The sequence below is a fragment of the Frondihabitans sp. 762G35 genome (genome assembly GCF_002074055.1).
In the GTDB taxonomy this organism is placed as follows: Bacteria; Actinomycetota; Actinomycetes; order Actinomycetales; family Microbacteriaceae; genus Frondihabitans.
Window position 1 is genome coordinate 248467 of record NZ_CP014619.1, and the last position, 16478, is coordinate 264944.

18 protein-coding genes are annotated in these 16478 nt (G+C 72.7%); 17 read left to right on the top strand and 1 reads right to left on the bottom strand.

Annotated elements, in window-relative coordinates:
- Nucleotides 1-156: 156 nt before the first annotated feature.
- Genes AS850_RS01215 through AS850_RS01270 form a run of 12 tightly spaced genes read left to right on the top strand, consistent with a single transcriptional unit; the run spans nt 157 to nt 10411 of the window.
- Complete coding sequence (locus AS850_RS01215) at nt 157-498, top strand: flagellar basal body rod protein FlgB (RefSeq protein WP_119867475.1); 342 nt, start codon at nt 157-159, stop codon at nt 496-498.
- Nucleotides 498-893 (top strand): flagellar basal body rod protein FlgC, encoded by a 396-nt coding sequence (locus AS850_RS01220; RefSeq protein WP_119867476.1) that lies wholly within the window; start codon nt 498-500, stop codon nt 891-893. The genes AS850_RS01215 and AS850_RS01220 overlap by 1 nt, the downstream gene beginning before the upstream one ends.
- Nucleotides 893-1228 (top strand): flagellar hook-basal body complex protein FliE, encoded by a 336-nt coding sequence (locus AS850_RS01225; protein ID WP_119867477.1) that lies wholly within the window; start codon nt 893-895, stop codon nt 1226-1228. Before AS850_RS01220 ends, AS850_RS01225 begins: the two co-directional genes overlap by 1 nt.
- Nucleotides 1228-2889 carry a flagellar basal-body MS-ring/collar protein FliF gene (gene fliF, locus AS850_RS01230; RefSeq protein ID WP_119867478.1) on the top strand — a complete coding sequence of 554 codons (1662 nt, stop codon included), beginning with the start codon at nt 1228-1230 and terminating at the stop codon, nt 2887-2889. Before AS850_RS01225 ends, fliF begins: the two co-directional genes overlap by 1 nt.
- Nucleotides 2886-3908, top strand: a complete 1023-nt coding sequence (gene fliG / locus AS850_RS01235) for a flagellar motor switch protein FliG (protein WP_173795166.1) — start codon at nt 2886-2888, stop codon at nt 3906-3908. The genes fliF and fliG overlap by 4 nt, the downstream gene beginning before the upstream one ends.
- Nucleotides 3901-4524 (top strand): FliH/SctL family protein, encoded by a 624-nt coding sequence (locus AS850_RS01240; protein ID WP_119867479.1) that lies wholly within the window; start codon nt 3901-3903, stop codon nt 4522-4524. The genes fliG and AS850_RS01240 overlap by 8 nt, the downstream gene beginning before the upstream one ends.
- Nucleotides 4521-5840, top strand: coding sequence for a FliI/YscN family ATPase (locus AS850_RS01245; RefSeq protein ID WP_119867480.1), 1320 nt, complete (start codon nt 4521-4523; stop codon nt 5838-5840). Before AS850_RS01240 ends, AS850_RS01245 begins: the two co-directional genes overlap by 4 nt.
- Entirely contained in the window at nt 5837-6280 is a 444-nt protein-coding gene (locus AS850_RS01250) for a flagellar export protein FliJ (protein ID WP_119867481.1), read from the top strand. The genes AS850_RS01245 and AS850_RS01250 overlap by 4 nt, the downstream gene beginning before the upstream one ends.
- Nucleotides 6277-7008 (top strand): C40 family peptidase, encoded by a 732-nt coding sequence (locus AS850_RS01255; protein ID WP_119867482.1) that lies wholly within the window; start codon nt 6277-6279, stop codon nt 7006-7008. The genes AS850_RS01250 and AS850_RS01255 overlap by 4 nt, the downstream gene beginning before the upstream one ends.
- Nucleotides 7005-8723, top strand: a complete 1719-nt coding sequence (locus AS850_RS16895; RefSeq protein ID WP_119867483.1) for a flagellar hook-length control protein FliK — start codon at nt 7005-7007, stop codon at nt 8721-8723. The genes AS850_RS01255 and AS850_RS16895 overlap by 4 nt, the downstream gene beginning before the upstream one ends.
- Nucleotides 8724-8735: 12 nt before the next feature.
- Nucleotides 8736-9182, top strand: coding sequence for a flagellar hook assembly protein FlgD (locus AS850_RS01265; protein ID WP_119867484.1), 447 nt, complete (start codon nt 8736-8738; stop codon nt 9180-9182).
- 56 nt (nt 9183-9238) lie between these two features.
- Nucleotides 9239-10411: a flagellar hook protein FlgE gene (locus AS850_RS01270; RefSeq protein WP_119867485.1), complete on the top strand. Its 1173-nt coding sequence runs from the start codon at nt 9239-9241 to the stop codon at nt 10409-10411.
- Nucleotides 10412-10533: 122 nt separating this feature from the next.
- On the opposite strand, the gene AS850_RS01275 is transcribed toward AS850_RS01270, so the two are convergent.
- Nucleotides 10534-12564 (bottom strand): lamin tail domain-containing protein, encoded by a 2031-nt coding sequence (locus tag AS850_RS01275; protein WP_119867486.1) that lies wholly within the window; start codon nt 12562-12564, stop codon nt 10534-10536.
- Nucleotides 12565-12770: 206 nt separating this feature from the next.
- Here AS850_RS01275 and AS850_RS01280 point away from each other — a divergent pair, with 206 nt between their 5' ends.
- The 5 genes from AS850_RS01280 to fliN all read left to right on the top strand — a co-directional run bounded on the left by AS850_RS01280 (nt 12771) and on the right by fliN (nt 16477).
- On the top strand, nt 12771-13046 hold the full coding sequence (locus AS850_RS01280; RefSeq protein WP_119867487.1) for a flagellar FlbD family protein: 276 nt from the start codon (nt 12771-12773) through the stop codon (nt 13044-13046).
- A 1-nt stretch (nt 13047) separates the two neighbouring features.
- A complete protein-coding gene (locus AS850_RS01285; RefSeq protein WP_119867488.1) occupies nt 13048-13863 on the top strand; it encodes a motility protein A in 816 nt (271 codons plus the stop codon).
- Between the two features lie 71 nt (nt 13864-13934).
- Nucleotides 13935-14819, top strand: a complete 885-nt coding sequence (locus AS850_RS01290) for an OmpA/MotB family protein (RefSeq protein ID WP_173795204.1) — start codon at nt 13935-13937, stop codon at nt 14817-14819.
- 57 nt (nt 14820-14876) lie between these two features.
- Nucleotides 14877-15788, top strand: a complete 912-nt coding sequence (locus AS850_RS01295) for a flagellar motor switch protein FliM (protein ID WP_236940792.1) — start codon at nt 14877-14879, stop codon at nt 15786-15788.
- A complete protein-coding gene (gene fliN, locus AS850_RS01300) occupies nt 15785-16477 on the top strand; it encodes a flagellar motor switch protein FliN (RefSeq protein WP_119867490.1) in 693 nt (230 codons plus the stop codon). Before AS850_RS01295 ends, fliN begins: the two co-directional genes overlap by 4 nt.
- Nucleotide 16478: the final 1 nt, after the last annotated feature.

Here is a 16478-nt window from a genome sequence, read left to right on the forward strand (position 1 = left end):
CCCGACTCCCGCGCTGGCCCCCGAAGACGGGGCGGGCGGCGGGGTGATCGACCCTAACGGGCCTCCGGCATCCGCCGATAGAGCCCTGTGAGCACGGATCGCTCACCCCTCAGGCCACGGATCGGCCGCCCTCCCGCAATCGCGAAGCGAGCAGTCGTGCTGGAATCCGTGACCTCCAAGGCCCTCGAGAGTGCTCTCGACGGTCTGTCGATGCGCCAGAAGGCGATCGCGAACAACATCGCGAACATCAACACCCCCGGCTACACGGCCGAGCGCGTCTCCTTCGAGGACGCCCTCGCGGCCTCCGTGGACGCGGGCAACGGGTCGGCCGCCCCCTCGATGTCCCGCTCGATGGAGCCCACCCGCGAGGACGGCAACAACGTCAACCTCGACACCGAGACCCTCAGCAACACGACGACCGTCCTGCAGTACCAGTTCGCCACGCAGGCCGAGAACAACGTCCTCACCAGCGTCCGCGCCGTTCTGAAGAACAGCTGATGGGCATGTTCGACGCGATCGGGATCGCGAGCACCGGCCTCACCGTCCACCGCAAGTGGCTCGACGCCATCTCCGACAACATCGCCAACGTCAACACCGCCAAGCCGATGTCCGGCGCCGCCTTCCAGGCGCGCTACGTCGAGGTGCAGGAGGGCGAGGGCGTCTCCGGCGTCTACGTCAAGGGTGCCGCCTTCGGCAGCGCCGAGGGCCGCGTCACCTACGACCCCACCAACCCCGAAGCCAACAAGGACGGGTACGTCCGCCTCCCCGACATCGACCTCGGCACGCAGATGGCCGACCTGATCATGGCGCAGCGCGGCTACCAGGCGAACGCCGCCGTCGTCGACCGGGCCAAGACGTCGTACGAGGCCGCCCTCCAGATCGGACGCAACTGATGCCCCTCTCTCCCGTCAACGGAGCCTTCCCGGTCTCCTCGACCGCGGTCGACCCGTCGCAGACCATCGGCGCCAACCAGGACGCCTCCGCCGTCAACGGCCTCGACGCCACCCCGACCGTCGGCGCCTCGAGCTTCGGCAACGTCATCGACGGCCTGCAGTCGCTGCAGGGCCAGTCGCAGGCGCTCGCCGTCAAGGCCGTCACCGGCGGCGTCGACGACGTCCACACCGCCACCATCGCCGCCACCCGCGCTCAGGTCACCCTCGAGCTCGTCTCCGCCGTCCGCAACAAGGGCGTCGACGCCTTCAACGAGATCATGAGGATGCAGGCCTGATGCCTCCCGCCCTGAAGTCCCTTCTCACCGGCCTCGGCGACCGCGTCCGGTCGTTCACCGTCGCGCAGCGCACCCTGGCCGTCATCGGCGTCGCCGTGCTCGTCCTCGGCTCGGTCGCGCTCACGTCCTGGCTGACCAAGCCCTCCTACACGCCGCTCTTCACCGGCCTGGCCGCCACGGACGCCTCCGGCGTCGTCAACCAGCTCTCCGCCGACGGCGTGCCCTACCAGCTCACCGACGGCGGCTCGACGATCCTCGTGCCGCAGGCGCAGGTCTACCAGGAGCGCCTCAAGGCGGCGTCGGCCGGTCTCCCCGCCGACAACACCGGCGGCTACTCGCTCCTCGACACCATGGGCGTCACCTCGTCGGAGTTCCAGCAGAACGTCACCTACAAGCGCGCGATCGAGGGCGAGCTCGCCAAGACGATCGGCGCGCTCGACGGCGTCAAGACGGCGAGCGTCCAGCTCGCCATCCCGCAGGAGACCGTCTTCTCCGACCAGAAGCAGGATCCGACGGCCTCCGTCTTCGTCGAGACGACGCCGGGCACCACCCTCTCGAACGAGCAGGTCCAGGCGATCGTCCACCTCACCTCGGCGTCGATCGAGGGCATGAAGGCGACCGACGTGTCGGTCGTCGACTCCAAGGGGAACGTGCTCTCCGCCGTCGGCACCGGGGCCACGGGCACCGCGGGCCAGCAGGCCGGCGAGTACCAGACGCAGACGCAGTCGAACGTGCAGGCCATGCTCGACAAGGTCCTCGGCGCCGGCAACTCCACCGTCGTGGTGGCAGCCGACGTCAACCAGAACTCGGGCACGAAGGTGCAGGAGTCGTACACGGCTCCCACCGGCGGCGCGGCTCCCCTCAGCGAGTCCAGCACCAAGGAGCAGTACGCCGGCGGCGGCGCCGGCGCGGGCAACGCCACCGGCGTCCTCGGTCCCGACAACATCGCCGTGCCGAACGGGTCCGCGACCGGGAGCTCGACCACCGGCGCCGGCGGCTACGTCAACGAGTCCGCCACGAAGGACAACGCCGTCGACAAGACCACCGAGTCGACCACCATCCCCGCCGGGGCGCTCACCAAGCAGACCGTCTCCGTCGCCATCAACTCGAAGATCGCGAGCAAGCTCAACCTCGGCAACATCAACGACCTCGTCTCGAAGGCCGCCGGCATCGACACGACGCGCGGCGACCAGGTCAGCGTCCAGATGGTCGACTTCAACGACTCCGGATCCAAGGCCGCAGCGGCCGCCCTCAAGGCCGCCGACGCGCAGGCCGCCAGCGACAGCATGTGGTCGACGATCCGCACCGGGCTCATCGCCGCCGGCATCGGCATCCCGCTGATCGTCGCCCTCTTCCTGCTGACCCGCCGCGGTCGCAAGCAGGAGCGCGAGGACATCGACCTGGGCGAGATCGCCTCCGTCGCGACGACGTGGCCGGGCGACCCGGCGACCAAGCCGCTCCTGCTCGACGACGTCGAGGCCCGCCGCCTCCTGGAGTCGTCGCAGCCGATGACCGCGCCGACCGCCCAGCTGCCTCAGCTCGGCACCGAGGGTGCGACCCTCGAGCGTCAGCGCGCCGAGATCGACGCGCTCGCCGGAGCCGACCCCGACCGCACGGCCGAGCTCCTCCGCGGTCTGCTCGACGACAGGCAGACGGTATGAGCCCGATCGGGACCGCCGAGCTGACCGGGGCCCAGAAGGTCGCCGTCATCCTCATGCAGATGGACCAGGCGCGCGCCGCCACGGTCATGCAGCGCTTCAACGACACCGAGGCCGACGAGATCACGGCCGAGCTCGTCAAGATGCGGCGCGTCGACGCCCAGGTCGCCGACACCGCCGTCGCCGAGTTCCACGACCTCACGCGTCGCGGGCGGATCAACCCCCGCGGCGGCCGCGACTTCGCGGTCGGCCTGCTGGAGGCGTCGTTCGGCTCCGAGAAGGCCGCCGGCGTCATGGAGCGCCTGGCCTCGTCGATGGCCGGGAAGTCGTTCGAGTTCCTCGAGGCAGCCGACTCCGGTCAGCTCCTCACGCTCCTCGACGGCGAGCTGCCGCAGACCATCGCCCTCGTCCTCGCCCACCTCGGCGCCGACCAGGCGTCCGCCGTGCTCACCGGCCTCGAGGCCGGGCTCCGCACCGACGTCGCCCAGGCGATCGCCACCATGGGCACCGCCACGCCCGAGGCCGTCGGCATCGTCGCGCAGACCCTCCGCGTCCGCGCCGGAGCCGTCGTCGCGCCGCGCGAGCAGGTCGAGGCGGTCGGCGGGATCCAGCCGCTCGTCGAGATCATCAACCGCTCGGACGCCGCGACCGAGCGGCTCCTGCTCGAGAGCCTCGAGGCGCGCGACCCCGCGCTCGCCGAGGAGGTCCGCTCCCGGATGCTCACCTTCGTCGACATCGTCAAGCTCGACGCCCGCGACATCCAGCAGGTGCTCCGCGGCATCGACGCGGCCGTGCTCGCGATCGCCATGAAGGGCGCGCCGGAGCCGGTCACCGAGGTCATCCGCTCGAACGTCTCGGAGCGCAACCGCGAGCTGCTGGACGACGAGATCCGCGCCGCCGGCCCCGTCCGCCTCTCGCAGGTCGAGGAGGCGCGCGCCTCGGTGGTCCGCGCCATCCGCGAGCTCGAGGCGCAGGGCGCCATCACCGTGCAGCGCGGCGACGAGGAGGCCCTCGTTGAGTAACGATCTCCTCGCCGCTCCGGCGTTCGCCCGCGTCGCCTTCCCGGTCCTCCGCGATCCCGCCTCGGCGGCCCGCGAGGACGAGGCGTCCCAGCGCGGCCACGCCGCCGGCTACGCGGCCGGTCTCTGCGCCGCCGCCGCCGAGACCGCCGCCCTCCGCAGCGCTCTCGAGGCGGAGTCCGCGGCCGTCGTCGCGCAGTCGCGCGCCCGCACCGATCGTGCCGTGGCCCTCCTCGGAGCGGCCGCCGACGCCCTCGAGGCACGCCAGCGGGCGCTCCGCACCGAAGCGCAGGAGACGCTGCTCGCGACGTCCGTCCAGCTCGCCGAGGCCATCCTGGGCGCCGAGATCCGCGACAACCCGGCCTCGACGGTCGTCGCCGCCCTCACCAGGGCCCTCACCACCATCGACCCGGGCGACGTCGTCCGCGTCCGCCTGCACCCGGCCGACCTCGAGCTGCTCGACCCCGCCGACCTCGTCACGCTCGGCGTCGACGTCGTCCCGGATCCCGTGCTCGAGCGCGGCGACGCCCGCGCCGACCTCGAGGACGGCTTCCTCGACGCCACCCTCGGGACGGCCCTCGGCCGCGCCCGGACGATCCTCCTCGGCGGTGCCGCGTGATCGCCGCCGTGCAGGACCGTCTCGGTCGCGCCGCCCTCGCCGCGCGCCCGCAGCGCGTCGGGGTCGTCAGCAGCGTCGTCGGCCTCGGCGTCACCGTCGCGGGCCTGGAGTGCTCCCTGGGCGAGGTCGTCGAGATCGGCGACGGCCGCCTGGCCGAGGTCGTCGCGACGACCGCCTCCGGGATCCGCTGCATGCCTCTCGGCCCCCTCACGGGCGTCCACTCCGGCATGGCCGTGCGCCCCACCGGCCAGCCGATCCTCGTCCCCACCGGTCGCGGTCTCTTCGGCCGCGTGATCGACGGCCTCGGCCGGCCGATCGACGGCAAGGGTCCCCTCCTCAGCGACGGCCTCGCCCCGCTCGACCACGAGACGCCCTCGTCGATGCACCGCGCCCGGATCGCGTCGCCGCTGCAGCTCGGCGTCCGCGCCCTCGACACCCTCACCACGGTCGGCCGCGGCCAGCGCCTCGGCCTCTTCGCCGGCTCCGGCGTCGGCAAGTCGTCGCTCTTGTCGATGATCGCCCGCGGCACGGACGCCCAGGTGAGCGTCGTCGCCCTCGTCGGGGAGCGCGGCCGCGAGGTGCGCGAGTTCCTCGAGGACGACCTCGGCCCCGAGGGTCTCGCCCGTTCGATCGTGGTCGTGTCCACCTCCGACGAGCCCGCCCTGATGCGCCTCCGCGCCGCCTTCGTGGCCACGCGCATCGCCGAGTCGTTCCGCGACCGCGGCGCCGACGTCGTGCTGATGATGGACTCGCTGACGCGCGTCGCGATGGCCCAGCGCGAGATCGGCCTCTCGGTCGGGGAGCCCCCGGCCACGCGCGGCTACCCGCCGTCGACCTTCTCCACCCTCGCGACGCTCCTGGAGCGCGCCGGCACCGACCAGGTCGGCTCCATCACGGGCCTCTACACGGTGCTCGTCGACGGCGACGACCACAACGAGCCGATCGCCGACGCGGCCCGGAGCATCCTGGACGGCCACATCGTCCTCGACCGCAAGCTCGCCGTGACCGGCCACTTCCCGTCGATCGACGTGCTCGGCTCCATCTCGCGCGTCGCCTCCAAGGTCATCTCGCCCGAGCAGTCGGCGGCCGCGCGCACGCTCCGCACGGTCATGGCCGCGCGCAAGCAGGCCCAGGACCTCATCGACGTCGGCGCGTACCAGCCGGGCAGCAACCCGCTGGTCGACGCGGCCGTCGCCCACCAGGGCGACATCGACGACTTCCTGCAGCAGCGGATGGACGACCAGACCCCGTCGGCCGAGGCCTGGGCCCGGCTCCAGGCGCTCGCCGCCCGCCTCGCCGGGGGTGCGTCCGCATGAGGTCGTTCTCGCTCGCGGGTCTCCTCCGGGTCCGTCACGCGCAGCAGCAGAAGGCGATGGCCGAGCTGTCCGACGCCAACCGCCGCGTCCGCGACGTCGCCACGCGCCGCGCCCAGGTCGAGCGCACGCTCGAGGGCGCCGTCGCCGGCAACGCCGTCGTCACCGACGCGGGGACCCTGATCGCGATCGCGGCGGCCCGCGCCTCCACCCGGGGCATGCTGGCCGAGCTCGACGCGGTCGCCGACGCGCACCGCACCGCCGCCGACGAGGCGCAGACGGCCTACAACGCGAGCCGCGCCCGGGCCATCGCCCTCGAGAAGCTCGAGGCGCGCCACGTCGCGGAGGCGCTGGCCGAAGACCTCCACCAGGAGCAGATCGCGCTCGACGAGATCGCCTCCGTCGCACACCACCGAGACGACCTCCAGGGGGAGCAGTCATGAGCATCAGCACCGTGATGAGCAGGATCACCGAGATCCAGGACACCATCGCGCAGATCCGCACGGGTGCGTCCCCGGCCGGCTCCTCGGCGTCGTCGAGCGCCAGCGACGCCTCGAGCGCCACGGACTTCGCCTCCGCCCTCGCCACGGCGGGCGCCACCGGCACCGACGCCGCGACGTCGGGCACGACCGCGACCGGCACCGCGACTCCCGCGTCCCCCACCGGCGGACTCGTCGACAACGGCGTCACCGGCGACGACGTGGTGGCCGACGCCAAGAAGTACCTCGGCGTCCCCTACGTCTTCGGCGGCACGACGCGCTCGGGCATGGACTGCTCCGGCCTCGTGCAGACCGTCTTCAAGGACCTCGGGATCACGATGCCCCGCGTCGTCCCGGACCAGGCGAAGATGGGCGTCGCCGTCCCCGACCTCGCCCACGCCAAGGCCGGCGACATCATCTCGACGAAGAGCGGCGGGCACATCGTCATCTACCTGGGCGACGGCAAGATCCTGCACGCCCCGCGCCCCGGCAAGGACGTCCGCATCATCGACAACTACCTCAAGGACAGCGACATCGGATCGATCCGCCGCATCGTGCCCTCCAGCGACAGCGTGTCGGCCGCGCCGGTCTCCTCGGCGGCCTCCGCCTCCCGGATCGGCTCGACCTCGCAGTCCGACCTGATGCAGGCCGCGCTCCAGCAGTTCCTCGCCACGACGGGAGCCTCCGCATGAGCGGCCTGCCGATCGCCTCCACCGGTGTCGCTCCGGCCCGTGCCGCGCAGCGCCCCTCGTCCGTCCCCGACTCGGGTGCGGCCTCGTCGTTCGACCTGGCGATGCAGGGCGCGCAGGAGCCCCGTCCCGAGTCGTCCGCCGCGTCGAACGCCCCCGGGCACCGTGCGCCCCGCCACGCGGAGACCCGCGACGCCGCCGCGAGCACCCCGGGGAACGGCGCCCCCGCCGACCGGGAGACCGCGAGCGACGCCGCGTCCGCCGCTGCGCCCGCCACCGCGCCGACCGCCGCAGCACCGTCCGCCGCGTCGGCGTCCGCGTCCGCTCCCGCTTCCGCGGCCGCGACCCCGGTGCCGACGGCTCCCACCGTCTCGCCGTCGGCCGCGGCGCTGCTCGGCTCGGCGTTCGCCGCGGCCGCACTGGCTGCGAGCCCCGGTGCCCCGCTCGCCGGTCAGGCGACCGCGGGTGCCGCGGTCTCGGGTGCCACAGTCGCCGGTGCCACGGCCTCGGGCGCCACGGTGTCGGGTGCGACGGTCTCCGCCGCCTCCCCGCTCGCGGACCCCGTGGCCGCGACGCCCGCCGCCGCGGCCGTCTCGGTCGCCGTGACGCCCGCTCCCGTGCTGCCCGCCACCGACGGGACTCCGCTCGCCGGGCTCTCCACCGCCGCCGCGGCCGCCGATGTCGCGGTCGCTCCGGCCCGAGCTGCCGGGGGCCGAGTCGTCTCGACCGGTACCGCCTCGACCGGCACCGTCTCGACCGGCACCGTCTCGACCGGCACCGTCACGTCCTCTCGGGTCGCGTCCGCCACCGGACCGGCCGCGGGCGCCACCGCGGGTCTCCCGTCCGCCGCCGTCTCCGCGGCTGCCGCCCCCGGCGTCGCCGGTGCCGCCGGTGCCGCCGTCGCGACGCCGACCTCCCCGACCGCGGCGGCCGCTCAGGCCGCACCCGCGACCCCGGCCACCCCCTCGGGCGCCGCCGCACCGTCGGCGCCGGCTCCCGCGCCCGTCGCAGCCGCCGTCGCGCCGCCCGCGGCTCAGACCGCAGCCGCCGCCGTCGCCACCCCGGTGGCGTCCGGCGACGCGCGTCCCGCGGCGAAGTCCGCGGACCGTGCGGCAGCGGCCCCGGCCGTGGCAGGTGCCGGCGACGTCGCGCAGCCCCCCGCGGGCGCCACCGGAGCACCCGCCGTCGCGCAGCCGATGTCGACGACCGGTGCCGCGGCTCCTGCCGTCTCGCAGCCGGCGCAGCCGCAGCCTCTCGCCCAGCAGCTCGCTCGCCCCGTCTTCACGCTGGCCGCGGCCGGCACCGGCGAGCACGTCGTCACGGTCCAGGTCACGCCGGATGCGCTCGGCCCCGTCACGGTCCGCGCCCACGTCGCCGCGAGCGGGATGCACGTCGAGCTGTTCGCGCAGTCCGACGCCGGTCGCGACGCGGTGCGCGGCATCCTGCAGGATCTCCGCCGCGACCTGCAGACGTCGGGCCTCCAGGCGAGCGTCGACCTGTCGTCGCAGAACCAGCCCTCCGGCCAGTCGGGCGGGCAGGCCGCCGCTCAGGCGAACGCGCAGGCCCAGGCGGACGCCCGCCGAGAGGCCGCCGCCGACGCGGGCCGGGCGCAGCAGCGCGACGGTCGCCCCGCGGCAGGCGGCACCCCCGAGATCGCCGGCCTCGTGCGCGACCCGCGCTCGACGCTCACCGCCACCTCCATCGACGTGATGGCCTGAAAGGACGACCCCATGCCACTCGACGGCATCACCGGAACGGTGTCCACCAGCGTTCCCGCCACCTCCACCAGCGCCACCCGAACTCCCAAGCAGGAGATGGACAGCCAGATGTTCATGCAGCTCCTCGTGAAGCAGCTGCAGAACCAGGATCCGTCGTCGCCGATGGACACGAACGCCATGATCAGCCAGACCACGCAGCTGGCGATGATGGAGCAGGTCACCAACAACACCACCACCGGCAACGAGAACTTCTCGCTGCAGATGCGCATCTCGGCCGCCAACCTCGTCGGCCGACAGGTCTCCTACACGGACGCCGCCACCGGCAAGGCGGTCACGGGCACGGCGAGCGCCGTCTCGTTCGCCGGGTCGGTGCCGACCGTCACCGTCGGCGGCAAGGACATCGACCTCGACTCGATCTCCGGCGTCGTCGATCCCACGGTCGCCGCCAAGGCCTCCTGACCCCCCCCCAGCTCTCCCGCTCTTCTCCACCCCTCCTTCCTCGAAAGGCAGTCACCATGCTCCGCTCGCTCTACTCCGGCATCGCCGGCCTCCGCGCCCACCAGACCATGCTCGACGTCACCGGCAACAACATCGCCAACGTCAACACCGTGGGCTTCAAGGGCTCCGCGACCGTGTTCCAGGACACCCTGTCGCAGATCACCCACGGCGCCGGCGGCCCGCAGGCCGGCCTCGGCGGCACCAACCCCGCGCAGGTGGGCCTCGGCGTGCAGGTCGCCGGGATCACGACGAACTTCTCCCAGGGCTCGGCGCAGGCCACCGGCAAGGCCACCGACCTGATGATCTCGGGCGACGGCTTCTTCGTCACCCGGAGCGGCAACCAGAGCGTCTACACGCGCGCCGGGTCGTTCGACTTCGACGCCCAGGGCCGCCTCACCACGACCGACGGCAAGATCGTCCAGGGCTACTCGGCGACCAACGGGGTCGTGAACACCGGTGGCGGGCTCTCCGACATCATGCTCCCCGTCGGCGCGACCTCCCCGGCGCTCGCCACCACGTCGGCGAAGGTCGGCGGCAACCTGCCCGGCGACGCGGCGACCGGCACCGCGATCACCCGCGACGTCGACGTCTACGACGCGCAGGGCACGAAGCGCACGCTCACGCTGAACTTCACGAAGACGGCGGCCGGCTGGGACGTCGCCGGCTCCGACGGGACCGGCGCGACGGGCACCACGAGCCTCGCGTTCTCGAACGGACAGCAGACGACGGCGGGCTCGCTGGCCGTCGGCGGCATCACCGTGGACCTGTCGAAGGCCACCGGTTACGCCTCGCTCTCGACCGCGGCCATCTCCGACGTCGACGGCCGCCAGGCCGGCACGCTGAACGGCTACACGATCTCCGCCGACGGCACGCTCATCGGCTCGTTCTCGAACGGCCAGTCCTCCGCGCTCGGCCGCATCGCGCTCGCCACCTTCACCAACCCCGCGGGTCTCGAGAAGGTCGGCAACTCCGGCTACGTCGCGACCGCCAACTCCGGTGCCATCGCCGTGGGCGCCCCCGGCGACCCGGGCCGCGGCGCCCTCGCCGGCGGCACCCTCGAGATGTCGAACGTCGACCTCTCGCAGGAGTTCACCAACCTGATCGTCGCCCAGCGCGGCTTCCAGGCCAACGCGCGCATCATCACCACGTCCGACGAGGTGCTCCAGGAGCTGACGAACCTCAAGCGCTAGCGCTCCGGCGCCCTCCGCGCCGCCCGCTCGTCACACGTCCCGGCCCGGGGCACGCGAACCTTCGCGTGTCCCGGGCCGTTCCGCGTGGCGCGGGCAGCGGGGCGGCGCTGCGGCGCGCCGCCTCAGGCGCGACGACGCAGGAGCGTCACGAGCGCACCGCCGGCCAGCAGGAGCAGCGCGCCGAGCCCGACCAGCGGCATCGGCGCCGAGCCGGTGAACGCGAGCTCGGTGGGAGCCCCCGCCGCCGTGTCCACCCCGCCGGCGCCGGCGTCGCCGCCGACACCCGCGACCGGCGTCGCCGGGTCGGTGCACGGGTAGCTCCCCTGCCGGAACGAGAACCCGTCGGTGTCGTTGTCGTCGGCGTAGAAGGTGGATCGCTGTCCGGCCGTGCAGGTCCCGGCGGGAGCGACGGCGAAGCCCTCGTTGGCAAGGGCCCGGTCGGCGTCGCGGGGGGCGTCGTAGAGGGTCTCCTGCGCGAACGCGCCGTTCTCGTCGATGCCGAAGAGCGCCGTCTGCCCGGAGCAGGCGTCGTCGCAGACGACCCACAGTCGGCCGAGGTCCGCGTCGAACTGGACGTCCGCCACGATCGGGAACGACGTGGCGATCGTCGCGACGCGGTGGAACGCGCCGTTCGGCATCAGCGCGTACGCGGAGACGCTGGCGGTGCCCTCGATCCCGACGAAGAAGAGGCCGTCCCCGTGGCCGGCGTAGTCGGCGGGGGAGTACGCGGCGCCCGTCGACCGGTCCACGAATCCGCCGTCGGTCAGGAAGGAGTCGGGGACGAACGTGACGCCCTCGGCGCCGGAGTTCGCGCCGAGCCCGGGGAAGTCGGGCGCGAGGTTCCACTCGTCCGTCGCGGAGAGGGAGGTCGCGGCTCCTGCGGTGTCGTATCGCAGGATCGAGGGCCTGCTGACGGAGGAGGCCTGGTCGTCGCGCTCCGTGGCGACGTAGACGCCGCCCGAGGAGGAGTCGTCGGCCACGGTCACGCCCTCGGCGTCGGGTGTTCCCGTGCCGTCGGCGTAGTGCAGCGTCTTGCCGGCGCTCCAGCCGCCGGTGGTCTGCGGGGCCCAGCCGCCGCGGCCGTCCGGGACGATCCGGTAGAGGAGACCGTTGCCGTTCTCGACGCCCCAGAGCACCCCGTCGGCGCTCGTGCCGGAGGGCTCGTAGTCGAGTCCGCTGAGGTCGCCCGTGAAGGTCGATTCAGCGTCGAGGGGCGTCTCGTCGGGGGCGCCGGGCCAGGGCGTCGCGGCGACGGTGCCGGCGAAGGCGTTCGCGGAGCCCCTGGTCGACGCGGAGGTCTCGGCGAAGCCGCCCGTCCCGTCGGGGTCGCGGCCGTAGGTGGTGCCGGCGTGCGCGGTCCAGCCGTACGAGTCGATGAGGGTCGTGCCGTCGGCCGTGAACAGGCGCACGGTGTCGGCGCTGCCGAGGCCGAAGTCGAAGCCGTCCGGAGTCGACGCCGTCTTCTCGTCGAGCACCAGGAAGGCGCCGGGGGCGATCGTCGTGCCGGCGGGGATCGTGTAGGAGTGCGCGTCGTCGCCGTCCTTGAGGACGAGGCCGGAGACGTCGACCGGGGCGGCCCCGACCGTGGTCAGCTCGACCCAGTCGCCGGGGGTGCCGCCGTTCGACTCGACCTCGTTGATGCGCACGGGGGAGGAGCAGTCGTTCGCCGCGCCCTTCGTCGACGCCGTGGTCGTGGTCAGGGCGCCCGTGCCGTCGGGGCACCGGCCGTAGGTGACCGCGCTGTGGGCGGTCCAGGCGTAGGAGGCGACCAGGGTGTTCGCGGTGTCGTAGAGGCGGGCCGAGTCCGGGGCGCCGAGACCGAAGGAGAAGCCCTCGGGATCGGTCGTCGTGGCCTGGTCGACGACGAGGAACCCGCCGGGCTCGACGACGGACCCGGCCGGCAGAACGTACTTCGCGTGCGTGTCGTCGGAGTCGAGGAAGCCGTAGCCCGACACGTCGATCGGGGCCGCCGACGTGTTCGTCAGCTCGACCCAGTCCGTGTCGTCGCCGTTCGACTCCACCTCGTTGACGACGACGCCGGTCGAGGGGGCAGGAGCCGCGGCCGCGACGGTGGCCGTGGCGGCGATCAGCCCCGCGGAGGCGAGGAGGCCGGCGAGGCCGAGGGTGGCGAGGCGGCTGGGAAGCGGGCGCATCGGTGTCCGTTCTGTCGTGTCGTTCGTGTGAGTCTTCCCACGGCAGGTGTCGCCCGGGTGAACAGGTCGTCCCACCGCCGCCGCGAAATCCGCGCGACCGCGCCTAACGACCCCCCGCCCCCTGCCGATAGTGAGTGATAGCAGCGCAGGATGCGCGCTCCGCGGGACACGGATGGACCGCGGGAACACAGACCTAGGACGGGCCGATGATCGTCGTCACACGACTCAATGACAGTCAGTTCGCGATCAACCCCGACTTGATCGAGCGAATCCACGAGACCCCCGACACCACCATCGTCATGGTGGACGGGGCGAAGTACATCGTCACGGAGACGATGGCCGAGGTGATCGACCTGATCGCGCGGTACCGCTCGCGGATCGTGGCCCTCGCCTACGGCGACGAGCCCGCCTCGCAGCGATCGCAGGACAGACGCCCGCTCGAGCTCGTGCCGCCCGCCCCCTTCACGCGTCGGGAGCGGTGACGTGGATCCGGCAACCATCATCGGCCTCGTCGTCGCGTTCGGGGCCCTCTTCGGCATGATGACGATGGAGCACGTCGGCATCGTCTCCATCTTCCTGCCCGCGCCCATGATGCTCGTCTTCGGGACGACCATCGGCGTCGGCCTCGCCGGCGGCGCCCTCAAGGACACCGTCAACGCGTTCAAGTCGGTCCCCAGCGCGATCCTCGCCAAGAAGTCGAACCCGGCGAAGCAGATCGACGACCTCGTCACCATCGCCGAGAAGGCCCGGGCCAACGGCCTGCTGGCGCTCGAGCAGGAGGCGGAGGGCATCGACGACCCGTTCCTCAAGGGCGCGCTGCAGAGCGTGGCCGACGGGACCGACGGCGACGAGCTCCGCGAGCTCCTCGAGGACGAGATCCAGTCCCGCACGTCGCAGTCCCGACAGGCGGCGAAGTTCTTCATGAGCCTCGGCGGCTACGCGCCGACCGTCGGCATCATCGGCACCGTCGTGTCGCTGACCCACGTGCTCGAGAACCTCTCCACTCCCGACAAGCTCGGGCCGCTCATCGCGAGCGCCTTCGTCGCGACCCTCTGGGGTCTGCTCACCGCCAACCTCATCTGGCTGCCGATCGCCGGCCGCATCAAGCGCGTCATGGAGCTCGAGGTGGCGCGGATGACGCTGCTCATGGAGGGCGTCCTCGCCGTCCAGGAGGGCACCCAGCCGCGCCTCCTCGGCGAGCGCCTCCGCGCCATGGTGCCGAAGGCCGACCTCCCGCCCGAGGGCAAGCTCGTGAAGTCGAAGAAGGTCTCCGAGCCGCAGGAAGCGGAGGCGGCGTGAGCTCCAAGCGCCGCCGCCGGGGCGGCCACGGAGACGCCCACGAGGGCGACGAGCACCCGGACGAGCGCTGGATGGCGTCCTACATGGACATGATCACGGTGCTGATGTGCATGTTCATCGTGCTCTTCGCGATGTCGTCGGTCGACCAGCAGAAGTTCATGGCGCTGAAGGAGTCGCTCGCGACGGGATTCGGTCAGACGGTGTCGAAGAAGATCGACACCGCCTCCGGCACGATCGTCCGGGCCGACCAGGTCACGAAGGACGCCAAGGGCTACTCCGCCAGCAAGACCGCGGCCGAGTCGTCGACGAGCGCCAGCGGCTCCTCGAAGACGAACAGCGACAGCGCCACGGGCGCCGGGGCCGGTCAGGGCGGCAAGCTCGCCGCGGCCAGCGCTCCCACGGCGGCTCAGACGGCCGCCAACACCAAGCTGGCGACGGCCGAGGTCGACGACCTCACGAGCATCCGGAACGCCATCGAGAAGAACCTCCAGGCGAGGGGTCTCGCCAAGGACGTCCAGTTCCTCGTGACCTCGCGCGGCCTCACGGTCCGCCTGGTCGGCTCGGAGACGTTCTTCGACTCCAACTCCGCCGACCTCTCCGGCATGGCCCGCCAGGTCATGGACGCGATCGCACCGGTGCTGAAGACGGCCGGCCACGAGGTCTCGGTGGAGGGTCACGCCGACTCCCGCGACTCCGCGGCGCCCTATCCCACGAACTGGGAGCTCAGCGCGGCCCGCGCCACCGGGGTCCTGCGCGACCTCGTGGAGCGCGGCGGGATCTCGCCCGTGCAGATCCAGTCGGTCGGCTACGGCTCGTCCAGGCCGCTCGCGGCGGGCACGTCGGACGCCGATCTGGCGAAGAACCGACGGGTCGACATCGTGGTCCTGTCCAACCAGAAGGACGACGTCAACGCCCTCATCCCGAAGATCGCCGCCGCGGAGGCCGCCGCCCACTAGTCACGCCGTCGAGATGTTTAACTAACGAGCCGCCCCGGCCGGTCGATAAGTCTTTTCGTGACCCTCCTCGACCAGATCGCCCCCGCGGTGCAGAAGCCCGTGCGTTCGGTCGAGGTGTACGACTTCCGCCGTCCGACGACGCTGGCCCGCGAGCACTCGCGCGTGCTCGAGCTCGCCTTCGAGACGTTCGCCCGCCAGTGGGGCACGCAGCTCACCGCGAAGGTCCGCGTCCTGTCGCAGGTCACCTGCGAGCAGGTCTCGATGACCACGTACGACGAGTTCGCGGCGTCGCTCCCCGCCACCACGGCCATGGTCCTCTGCCCGCTCGAGGGCGTCAGCGCCAAGGCGGTCATCCAGTTCCCGTCGGCCGCGGCCCTCGGCTGGGTCACCCACATGCTCGGGGGCGCAGGAGCCGCGACCGCGTCGCTACCGGAGCGCAAGTTCACGCCCATCGAGCAGTCGCTCATCCGACGCCTCATGGACGACGCGCTCGAGGACCTCCGCTACTCGTTCGGCTCCCTCCTCGTCGCCTCGATCTCCGTCGGCGGCTTCCAGTACAACTCGCAGTTCGCCCAGGCGGCCGCGAAGAGCGACCTGATGATCGTCGCGTCGTTCGAGATCCGCGTCGGCGAGGCCACCGCCCCGGCGACGCTGGCGATCCCCGCCGAGGTCCTGCTGCCGCAGCTCGGCGAGACCAACCCGACCTCGACCGCGGCCAACGCCCGGGAGCTCATCGACGGCCAGCTGGCCGCCGTCCCCGTCGAGGTCGCCCTCCAGTTCCTCCCGGCCCGGGTGCTCCCGAGCGTCGTCCTCGACCTCGCGGTGGGCGACCTCGTCCGCCTCCCGCACCCGGAGCACCGCCCGCTCGACGTCACGGTCGGCGGCGAGGCCGTCGGCCGCGCCGCGGTCGGCGCCAACGGGCCGCGCCTCGCCGGCATCATCGTCACCACCGAAGAGAGACTCGCATGACCACGACCGTCACCGCCCTGCACGAGGCCGCCGCGAAGGCCCTCATCGGCCAGCTGCCGTCGTCGTTCCCGCTGCTCACGCAGCCGGTCTCGGGGATCCCCGCCGAGGTCGTCGACGCGGCCGTCACGGCGTCGTTCGTCGGCCACGTCTCCGCCGACTTCGCCCTGGTCGTGACCGAGCTCGGTTCGATCGACGAGTCGCCGGAGTCGCCGCGCATCGACAGCCGCGACCTGCTCCGCCCCGCCCTCGAGGCCGCCTCGTCGGCCCTCGGCGCCGGTGTCCTCTCCGAGGTCCGGGCGACGGGTGCCGCCGAGCTCGCGGCCGACCCGGACAGCGTCGTCTTCGAGTTGATCGACGCGGGGCGCGCCACCGGCTGGTTCGTCGTCCGGATCCGCGAGAACGGCACGATCGCCGGCCCGTCGATCGCCGGCTCCGTCGCGGACAAGCTCGGACGCATCAACAACGTCGAGATGGCGCTGACCGTCGAGATCGGCCGCACCCGCATGTCGGTGCGCGACGTGCTCGGCCTCGAGCCGGGCGCCGTCATCGAGCTGGACCGGTCGGCGGGGGCTCCGGCCGACGTCCTGCTGAACGGCCGCCTCATCGCCCACGGCGAGGTCGTCGTCGTCGACCAGGACTACGCGATCCGCATCACGCAGATCCTCGACATCGCGGACGGGCAGAACTGAC